This is a genomic window from Vibrio sp. 10N.261.46.A3, from assembly GCF_041472995.1.
Lineage (GTDB): Bacteria > Pseudomonadota > Gammaproteobacteria > Enterobacterales > Vibrionaceae > Vibrio > Vibrio coralliirubri.
Genome location: NZ_JBFRRH010000080.1, coordinates 1 through 8,705 on the forward strand (window position 1 = coordinate 1; position 8,705 = coordinate 8,705).

Here is an 8,705-nt window from a genome sequence, read left to right on the forward strand (position 1 = left end):
GTCGGTTCGTAGACGCTTACTTTCAGGCCTACCCCCTAACGATTATTGGTAGGAAATCCCACCGATAATCCATAGGTTCGCCACTGACAATCAGTAACAGAACAGAAGAATAGAAACAGAAGAAGGAAATAACATAAGAGTGATTCATTCCTGATTTGTGTGTGGGTAACTTTCGCGAGGCACGAGCGAATAGTTATCCATCGCCCAAATCCGACAAGCGAAGCGCGTCAGTCTCATCCCCCACGGCTAACTTGATCGATCCCCTTTTACGCGTTTAAATCTGCTTTTCGGTGACCGTGCCACAGTTCAGGTTAAGGTGATATTCCGCTTGCTCACCCTCCGACTGGCTACGCCAGCTACGGGATTGCGCCGAGCGGTTTTGTTAAAAAAGTGGTATAATTATCGTCATAATTTTCCATCAAGTATGTGCTGTTTGAGTCGGTAAATAGAGACTGTATGACTAATAATATAACTTGCGTTAAACAACTCATTAGAGAAATCAATCGCATACACAAAGAGTTTTCCACCAAATACTTTGACATCGGCTCTTTTGAAAAGATAAAGCTCTCTAGAACCATCAACAATGTGCCTGAAAGGCACATCTATAATTATCGACTTACGCTGCATGAGAGCATCAATGATTATTTGATGACCGCAGATATTAATATGAAGTATTTCTATCGAGTCAAAACGAGTGAAAGCATTGGCGATAAAATAAAGAGGTATTCTCAACGAGAAGACCAATATCCAGTGAATAACTGGCTTAATGATATTTTTGGTGCTCGCATTATCCTTACGTCAGAAGAGGTTGGCATGGTGATGGAGGCATTGGATGACTGGCAAGATGAGTTGAGCTTAAAGAACTGGTATTGGCGCGATAAAGATGGTTACAAAGGGCTGCATGTTTATTTTAAGAACCGCAGCAATTTTTTCTTCCCTTGGGAGTTGCAGGTTTGGGATGAAGCTCACCTACAAGATAATGTAAGCAATCATGAGAGATTCAAACGCGATTTTTTAAAATAAGATATAATCGTTTCATTCGTGTGTAATGGAGTATTTGATATGAGCCACATAAGAGAGCGCCAAATTAAAGCAAGACAACAAGATAAGAAGGATGCGGAAAAGTATACCAAAAAACTTGAGCAACTCGCAGAGCATGAAAAGGTCGAATTGCTTTTATCACCTGACCCTAAGTCGGTTCCCACCCTGGATGATAGAGTGTTAGACTTACTGCGCGAAACCTACAATCAGTACATTTAATCGTTTCTATTGAGATTATGATTTCCAATTCCTCCGCTTCGATTTCAAGCAGCCATGCCGACTTATTTCACAAGTGGGTCCATTCCATTCGCCCTCTATCTATTTACCGAAATAAAATAGACATCGAGGGAAGAGCGCGTTTTGGGGCTTATGAAGTGTACTATCAAGAGATATCTGACGGTAAGGTGGCTTTTGAGGTTCCTGTGCTGAGATTTGCGTATGATAAAGAGGAGTCGCGGTGGGTCGTTTCATCTTATGATGTGATGGGGATCTGGTTAAAGATATCGGCAGCATCCACATTATCTCCGCTTTTCATTCGCCTCCCTGTTGTTCAGACTATCGACCGCTTAAATCTAAAGCAAAGACCGATTGACTACATTGAAGCAACCTTGTGGGTAGGTAAAGAAACCTTTATTTCTGGTTATGTTGATAGCCTTTTTGACCAAGGGCCATTATGGCGACTTTACATGAACAAGGGGTCAAAAGATAAATACTTTCAAATTGCACGAGGTGAGTTCAAAAAAGTGAAAATGAAGGTCGCTTATCGATCATTTGAGTGAAAGGCATCATAGGAAACCTGTGCGTTTGGAGGGCTTTTAACTTCGTGTTGTCACAGAGTTAAGCCATAGCAGTATAAAGCCGAAGGTGTATAGGAACTTCGGGGTAAGTTATTAAATTAAGAGGATGAACAATGGCGGCTGGTGATGCACTAAAGGTTTGGTTTCCTGAAATGCTGGAGGAGCTCTGCGTTCTATGGAGTTCAGAGATGGATTGGGTGGCGCTGATTAGCATGACTCATTCCATGACCTTGCGCCGAGAGGCGTTAAGGGTGGAAAAAGGCATAGCCCTCCCTGTTTTCTATTGTGACGCGTGTGAAAAGAAGCACAGTTTTAATGTTCCACCAATAACAATAAGGTCGATGTTATTTGCGCTTAAGAAAGCGGCTTTGATCGATGATTTCACATTGCAACAGTTAGATCGAGATTGGAAAAAGCATCAAAGACGATTCAAACTCGACGGAGCTGGAGCACCTAAGCTGACATGAAAACGACTTCAACGCCACATGATGCGCTTTTTAAGCAGTTCCTGACTCACCCTGAAACGGCTAAGGATTTGTTGGATATTCACTTACCGGCTGAGCTTAGGGAGTTATGCGATTTAACCACGCTTAAACTTGAATCGGGCAGTTTTATTGAAGAGAGCTTGCGGCCCTATTATTCAGATGTACTGTACTCCTTAAATACGTTTCAGGGGGATGGTTACATTTATGCGCTTATTGAGCATCAGAGTCGCCCTGACAAGCACATGGCATTTCGTATGATGCGCTACGCGATAGCGGCAATGCAGCAGCATATTGATGCGGGTCATGATTACCTACCCGTGGTGATCCCATTACTCTTTTATCATGGTCAGATATCTCCTTATCCGTATGAGATGAATTGGCTAAAGAATTTTACTCATCCCGAGGTGGCTAAGCAGCTTTATACAGGTGATTTTCCGTTGGTTGATGTCACCGTAATTTCTGATGATGAGATTATGAATCATCGCCGTATTGCGTTACTTGAGCTGGTTCAAAAGCACGCAAGACAGCGTGATATACTGGATTTTATCGAACCACTGGTCACGTTGTTATTAAGCGACTACACTACCGATAAGCAAGTACAGTCACTGATGAGTTATTTGCTTCAAGTCGGTGAAACGAGTAATTTAGAAGCGCTAATAACGTCACTAGCGTCATCAGTACCGAAACATGAGGAAACTCTTATGACGATTGCAGAACAGTTACGCCAGCAGGGCGAGCAACGTGGTATTCAGCGTGGGCGCCAAGAGGGGCGTCAAGAGGGGCGTCAAGAAGGGCGTCAAGAAGCTTTGAAAGAGATGGCTCGTAAAATGTTACTGAATGGAACTAGTCGGCAAGACATTATGGATGTGACAGGATTGAGCGCGGGCGATTTGGAACAACTGTCTCACTAAGAGGTTTTGTGTGGGAACTTTTTCGATATTACCTTGTCCAGCTCTCATTTTTAGTCATCCGATAAAAGAAAATGCCCACATAGCGGTTATATTCATAATGAATGTTTTAACGTTTATGAGAATAAAGAATGAAAAAAACACTAATTGCTATTTGTATTGCTGCAACCCCCCTTGCTTCACAAGCTGCCACGGTTTACCAAAATGATGAGACATCTGTCGGTATTGGTGGTGAATTTGATGTGTACCTCAACCAGAATAACCATTCTTCTAATCCAAATGCGGACTTTGATGTGGACGTTTGGGCAAAAATTCAAGCTGATATAAACCATAAGATAAATAAAGATGTTTCAGTTTTTGCTTCTGCTGAGTTTGAATCTGGAACTTATTATGGTTCGAGTAATGATCACGACCTTTCAAATAGTGACCAGACCGTTCGTACGGATGATGTTTATGTAGGTGCGACTTTCTTTGATAGTCTTGGGGTCGCATTTGGTGAAATTGGTGACTTTGGTGACAGCCTTGATGCCATCACAATTGATAACACCAATGAAGGCTATGGCTATATGGATGATTTTAATCAGTCTATAGAATCAAAAGGTCATGCTGCGTCAATTAAATATAGCCAGAATAATTTAGAGCTTATCGCAGATACTTATCTAAGTGATGATCCAATGCTAGACACCGCTTATGGCGTTTCTGCTACTTATCTTTTGGAAAGTAACGTAGGTGATTTTGGTATCGGTTTGTCTTATCAAGATCGTGGTAATCGTGTTGAGTGGGATCGTGCTTCTGTCGGGGATAATTCCACGATGGGGATGATGGCTTCTTACCAAGTTTCTGGCTTCAATATTGCTATGAACTATGCTCAAGAAGAAGTGGATGGTGTAGATCGTGACGCGATGGGTGTTGCAACATCATATACTTACCAGAAAGCTCGCGCTTATTTCACTTATGGTCAAGCGGAAGAAGATTTCAATAATAACGATCTCAGCTACTATACTGTCGGAGCTGAATATTACTTATCGAATGATATCCTAACTTTTATTGAATATTCTGAAGTAGAAAATCGTGACTTTACCCTATCGGATGAAGATATGATGATGCTTGGTATGTACTACACTTTTTAAGCCAATCATTATTGATTTGTGCTGTCCATCGCCTCCATTAATTGGAGGCGTTTTTTTACAATGCCAAATACCGATAAAACGTCGCTCTTGATATTGACAAAGATTCACAAATGGAATCAATCGACAGCGTTTGATTTTGATGCATTTGCTTAGCCATTTGCACTTTGGGGTGAGTGGTTGGTATTTTGGGGCGCCCGCCGAGTCGGCCTCTTGCTCTGGCGGCTTTCAATCCAGCATTGGTTCTTTCCTGAATCAATCGTCTTTCAAATTGAGCTAAGGCTCCAAAGATATTGAACATCAACTCACCAGATGCGGTAGTGGTATCAATCGCGCCATCTTGAATGGACTTGAATCCCACCTTTCTCTGCATTAATGATTCCACCAAACTAATCAGATGAGCCATTGAGCGCCCTAGCCTATCGAGTCGCCAAACCACTAAGGTGTCTCCTTCTTGTAAGGTCTTCATACAAGCCTCTAATCCTGGCCTGTCTGATTTTGCTCCGCTGACCTTGTCGGTATAAATATTTTCTTTCGCACAACCTTCAGCAATCAATGCGTCTATTTGCAAGTGCAACTCTTGCTCGTCAGTACTGACTCGCGCATAGCCTATTTTTTGTCCCACCGACTCATCTACCTAATTATTGTTGAGTTTATGAAATGATAATAAATGAGATGGATTAATGATTCAATTTCATGTTGTTTTGATGCGATTTGAGGTTGTTGTGTCTTTGTCTCATTAAACGGTCATTTTGTGAGTCTTGATGTGTGTACGTGGTTTGCGTACACTTTAGCTATGAACAATATATTTATAGAATCAACCATATTTGAAAAGCACCGAAATGAATATCTCAATGATGAGGAGTTCAGGCTTTTTCAGACTGAATTAATGGTTACTCCCAAGTTAGGAGATGTTATTCAAGGTACCGGTGGTTTGCGAAAGATTCGAGTAGCATCAAAAGGTAAAGGAAAGCGCAGTGGAGCTCGTGTTATCTATTACTTCCTCGATAACAAGCGGCGTTTCTATTTGTTGACTATTTACGGTAAGAATGAAATGTCTGATTTAAATGCAGACCAAAAGAAACAATTAAAGGTTTTTATGGAGGCATGGTGTAATGAGCAATCGTGACTTATTTTCAGAACTAAGTTCAGCACTTGTTGAAGCTAAAGAGCATTCAGCGGGGAAGGTGACACTAAAAACTCACCAAATCAATGATATCAGCGAGTTAGATATCTCACCCAATGAGATAGTTGACATACGTGAGCAATTTAATATGTCTCGGGGTGTATTTGCTCGTTTACTACATACATCATCACGTACATTAGAAAGCTGGGAGCAAGGGCGGAGTGCCCCCAATGGGCAGGCAATTACGCTTCTTAGGTTAGTTCAGAGGTATCCCGAAACCCTCGCGCACATTGTTAAGTTATAAAGTTGAAGAGTTTAATTATTATCGCAATAAAAATGTTAGATTTGTAATGACTCAAAGCAATGGTCCTGATTGGGTATTTAATTTTCCAACCAAGGGCTTCGGCAAAATCTATAGCTCAATTAAAGAGTCTGTAAAAGAACCGATCAAGCGCATCAATGCCCCCCCTCCTCAACACCCAGCCCCCCTCTATAAAACACCGAAAAACTGTCGTTTTTTAAGTGGGGGCAATTTAGTTTTGTTGCCACAATGTTGACACTCCTTTTGTTTGGTGTATTGTGTTATAACAATGTATCCACTACAGGTGATGTATGCGTACGCAAGTCAGAAAAATTGGTAACAGTTTAGGAAGCATTATTCCTTCAGCATTTATCCGTCAATTGAGTCTTGAGGAAGGGGCTGAGATTGATGTTCGAGAGAAAGATGGAACAATTGTTATCGAGCCGATAAAGACAAAAGAAAAGCTTTTTCCATTTAGTGAGGCTGAATTGGTCGCTCAAATGACTAATCATAATGCTCATATTGATGAGCTGGCTGAGATTACACCAGAAGAGTTGGGAGACTAGATGTCAAAGCAATATATTCCCGAAAGAAACGATATTGTCTGGATTGATTTTGAACCAGTCAAAGGCAAGGAAATAGGAAAATATCGGCCTGTTTTGGTTCTTTCCGGTAAGGCTTACAATAAAGTTAATGGTGTATTAATTTGTTGTCCCATCAGTACCAGCATTCGTGGTGGTGCTACAGAAATTCCGGTGAACAATCTTGATAAACCATCAGTAGTGGCGGCTAGTGTCATTCAAACAATGTCTTGGAAAGCTCGCAATGCAAAGAAAATAACCATAGCGGAGGCTGGAGTGATAGAAGAGGTTCTTTTGCGAATTATCCCACTAATTGGTGCTGACAAATTATTCGAAGGATAGATTTGACTTCATTGAGTCATGAAAACTTTGCGGATTTGGTTGTCTGTTTGATTTTATGTAAGCAGCTGCACTTTATTCTGTGAATTCAGAAAACAACGGGTTTACCCGTGGATATCTACCAATTTGATTATGTGCACTTATTAATTTTTATGAGGTTAGGGGATGAAGTTTTGGGTATTTGTTTTAGTCGTAGTTGGGTTCTTTATGTGGAACTATACACGCATAAAGCGGAACTGGGAAAGTTGGCCAACCGTTGATGATTATATTGATAACTATAATCCAACCAAAGGAAAGGGCATCTCGTGCCATAAGTGTGGTTCACATAATATATGGGAAACTGGCTTTGGAAAAGTCAATAGCAATATGCGAATACATTACTGCAAGCAATGTAAAACTAATATCTATCGAACTAGTCGATAGATAATTTAAGGGCCTGCTTACTTTAATTGTTATTCACCTTGGAAAAAAGATAGAAGAGTATTCATGAAAACAGCCATGACTGCGATAAAGTACATGCAGACTGAGTCAAGAATTCGCCGATTAGCATCATTTATTGTTAAGCAAAATAGGTTCACGACAAAAGAAGTATCTCAAGCTCTTGGTGTTACGGTTGCAAGCGTTTCTGCGAGCATGCAACAGCTTAATAAATCTTGGGGATTTCATTTTGAAACGTCTAAAAATGAAGGTTCGAGGCGCATTTTTCAACTAGTCTCATGTGACTTTCAAGAGCCTTTGTCACCCAGCAGTATGACCCCCCTAGAGCGATTAAAACATCAGGTGGGTAACTATCCCAAAAGTAGCATTAAATACCAAATCCTAGTTCAGGCTATTAATTGCTACCCTCATTCAGTTGATTTACGATTGCTTTGGGAAGGGAATGGAAAGGAATGCATCACTAACGTATTGGTTAATATGATGCAGGCAGGGTTCAGGATTGAGTTGAAAGGAGGAGATATGATGATCTCTGATTTCCTTAGGAATACAGATAAAGAGGAAGAAGTCGTTGGCATCCTAAGTGAAAGCCAGTTACCTCTTGCTCATCAATTAATGAATCAATGTACACGGGAATCCAGTTAAGCTTCTTGATGGCATTATCATACAGACAACTCCAACAAATTGAATTATTGAGTAAGGTTAAAACATATAAGGACGACACATGACGATAGTCTCGCACCTAAATGAATTTTGCCCAGGAATTCGTTAGCTAATTGGGTCATTCCACGGTCATGATGAATATGACCATGGAATAAACGAAGGTTTAACCTGAACTTTCGGTTCAACTGCATACCGAGTTTAAAGAGAGGTAATAGATAACGTTATTGATTGAATTGAGTTTTTATCCAAATCATACGGTGGTCTGAGGAAATGTCTTTTCCATTACCATAGTTACCAACTCGTGGGTCATTAAATAGCATACGACCTTCTTCATAAGAAGCTGGCCAGTAAACGCCAGAATCAACGATGTTGAGCGTCGCAGAAGGGAGAGCGTAATCAACGGCCAGACCGAATGTTGATGTAATACGGTTTGGTTGAGGGTGAGATGATGATTTATCTACAGCGTGTTCTGCTGCTCCGTAACTTGTAGGGTATAAACTTCCATGAGTTACTTCTTGGTTAACTAAATAGTCATTGTGCAAATTTTGCATGACAGTACTAATACCGTCACCATCAACTGGATCTAGGTTTTGATCTCCCATCATGACAAAGTGTTGACCAGGCTCAAGCCCCCCTAATTTTCCAGTATCATCATAGATGAAAGACTTGTTTTTAATGTAATGATGCCAAAATTCAACTTCTGCGGCGTTTTGAGCAATGTTTTTACCAACATCAAAAGCCGGTGGGGTTGGATGCGACATTAGCAGGTGAACGGTTTGTGTTCCGTTTTTAGTTGGAATTAGAATAGGTGCATCAACATGGTTTTTTGAAGATAAACGAACTTCTTCCCACTCCTCCTGGGTATACCATTCATCGTTACAGCGTAAGCGTCTACGAACCGA

At 40.9% G+C, this 8,705-nt stretch carries 13 protein-coding genes; 11 read left to right on the top strand and 2 right to left on the bottom strand.

What is annotated here, in order from left to right; all coding sequences use genetic code 11:
- The first annotated feature begins 456 nt into the window (after window positions 1-456).
- The 6 genes from AB4484_RS18730 (at window position 457) to AB4484_RS18755 (ending at window position 4,361) form a co-directional block, all read left to right on the top strand.
- Complete coding sequence (locus AB4484_RS18730; protein ID WP_372079751.1) at window positions 457-1,023, top strand: GTP pyrophosphokinase; 567 nt, start codon at window positions 457-459, stop codon at window positions 1,021-1,023.
- Between the two features lie 39 nt (window positions 1,024-1,062).
- Entirely contained in the window at window positions 1,063-1,260 is a 198-nt protein-coding gene (locus AB4484_RS18735; protein ID WP_372079753.1) for a hypothetical protein, read from the top strand.
- Between the two features lie 17 nt (window positions 1,261-1,277).
- Window positions 1,278-1,820, top strand: coding sequence for a hypothetical protein (locus AB4484_RS18740; protein ID WP_372079755.1), 543 nt, complete (start codon window positions 1,278-1,280; stop codon window positions 1,818-1,820).
- 131 nt (window positions 1,821-1,951) lie between these two features.
- Entirely contained in the window at window positions 1,952-2,305 is a 354-nt protein-coding gene (locus AB4484_RS18745) for a hypothetical protein (RefSeq protein ID WP_372079757.1), read from the top strand.
- Window positions 2,302-3,234 carry an Rpn family recombination-promoting nuclease/putative transposase gene (locus tag AB4484_RS18750; RefSeq protein ID WP_372079759.1) on the top strand — a complete coding sequence of 311 codons (933 nt, stop codon included), beginning with the start codon at window positions 2,302-2,304 and terminating at the stop codon, window positions 3,232-3,234. Before AB4484_RS18745 ends, AB4484_RS18750 begins: the two co-directional genes overlap by 4 nt.
- A 128-nt stretch (window positions 3,235-3,362) precedes the next feature.
- Window positions 3,363-4,361: a porin gene (locus AB4484_RS18755; RefSeq protein ID WP_372079761.1), complete on the top strand. Its 999-nt coding sequence runs from the start codon at window positions 3,363-3,365 to the stop codon at window positions 4,359-4,361.
- A 55-nt stretch (window positions 4,362-4,416) separates the two neighbouring features.
- Here AB4484_RS18755 and AB4484_RS18760 read toward each other — a convergent pair whose 3' ends face one another.
- Window positions 4,417-4,983 carry a recombinase family protein gene (locus AB4484_RS18760; RefSeq protein WP_372079763.1) on the bottom strand — a complete coding sequence of 189 codons (567 nt, stop codon included), beginning with the start codon at window positions 4,981-4,983 and terminating at the stop codon, window positions 4,417-4,419.
- A 171-nt stretch (window positions 4,984-5,154) separates the two neighbouring features.
- Between AB4484_RS18760 and AB4484_RS18765 the strand changes: the two genes are divergently transcribed.
- From AB4484_RS18765 to AB4484_RS18785, 5 genes are all read left to right on the top strand, one after another.
- The gene (locus AB4484_RS18765; RefSeq protein ID WP_372079773.1) at window positions 5,155-5,487 is read left to right on the top strand and encodes a type II toxin-antitoxin system RelE/ParE family toxin; all 333 of its coding nucleotides are present in this window, start codon (window positions 5,155-5,157) and stop codon (window positions 5,485-5,487) included.
- Window positions 5,474-5,788, top strand: coding sequence for a helix-turn-helix domain-containing protein (locus AB4484_RS18770; RefSeq protein ID WP_372079765.1), 315 nt, complete (start codon window positions 5,474-5,476; stop codon window positions 5,786-5,788). The genes AB4484_RS18765 and AB4484_RS18770 overlap by 14 nt, the downstream gene beginning before the upstream one ends.
- A 308-nt stretch (window positions 5,789-6,096) precedes the next feature.
- Window positions 6,097-6,351: an AbrB/MazE/SpoVT family DNA-binding domain-containing protein gene (locus tag AB4484_RS18775; RefSeq protein WP_372079767.1), complete on the top strand. Its 255-nt coding sequence runs from the start codon at window positions 6,097-6,099 to the stop codon at window positions 6,349-6,351.
- On the top strand, window positions 6,352-6,708 hold the full coding sequence (locus AB4484_RS18780) for a type II toxin-antitoxin system PemK/MazF family toxin (RefSeq protein ID WP_372079769.1): 357 nt from the start codon (window positions 6,352-6,354) through the stop codon (window positions 6,706-6,708). It begins immediately after the preceding gene.
- 483 nt (window positions 6,709-7,191) lie between these two features.
- On the top strand, window positions 7,192-7,785 hold the full coding sequence (locus AB4484_RS18785) for a hypothetical protein (protein ID WP_372079770.1): 594 nt from the start codon (window positions 7,192-7,194) through the stop codon (window positions 7,783-7,785).
- A 239-nt stretch (window positions 7,786-8,024) separates the two neighbouring features.
- Here AB4484_RS18785 and AB4484_RS18790 read toward each other — a convergent pair.
- Window positions 8,025-8,705: endonuclease/exonuclease/phosphatase family protein (locus tag AB4484_RS18790; RefSeq protein WP_372079772.1), on the bottom strand; the 681-nt coding region annotated here is incomplete at its 5' end.

Coding starts and splice junctions, on each gene's coding strand:
- AB4484_RS18765 (WP_372079773.1), top strand. CDS start 5,155: ATGAACAATATATTTATAGAATCAACCATATTTGAAAAGCACCGAAAT.
- AB4484_RS18775 (WP_372079767.1), top strand. CDS start 6,097: ATGCGTACGCAAGTCAGAAAAATTGGTAACAGTTTAGGAAGCATTATT.
- AB4484_RS18780 (WP_372079769.1), top strand. CDS start 6,352: ATGTCAAAGCAATATATTCCCGAAAGAAACGATATTGTCTGGATTGAT.
- AB4484_RS18730 (WP_372079751.1), top strand. CDS start 457: ATGACTAATAATATAACTTGCGTTAAACAACTCATTAGAGAAATCAAT.
- AB4484_RS18770 (WP_372079765.1), top strand. CDS start 5,474: ATGAGCAATCGTGACTTATTTTCAGAACTAAGTTCAGCACTTGTTGAA.
- AB4484_RS18750 (WP_372079759.1), top strand. CDS start 2,302: ATGAAAACGACTTCAACGCCACATGATGCGCTTTTTAAGCAGTTCCTG.
- AB4484_RS18740 (WP_372079755.1), top strand. CDS start 1,278: ATGATTTCCAATTCCTCCGCTTCGATTTCAAGCAGCCATGCCGACTTA.
- AB4484_RS18785 (WP_372079770.1), top strand. CDS start 7,192: ATGAAAACAGCCATGACTGCGATAAAGTACATGCAGACTGAGTCAAGA.
- AB4484_RS18755 (WP_372079761.1), top strand. CDS start 3,363: ATGAAAAAAACACTAATTGCTATTTGTATTGCTGCAACCCCCCTTGCT.
- AB4484_RS18735 (WP_372079753.1), top strand. CDS start 1,063: ATGAGCCACATAAGAGAGCGCCAAATTAAAGCAAGACAACAAGATAAG.
- AB4484_RS18745 (WP_372079757.1), top strand. CDS start 1,952: ATGGCGGCTGGTGATGCACTAAAGGTTTGGTTTCCTGAAATGCTGGAG.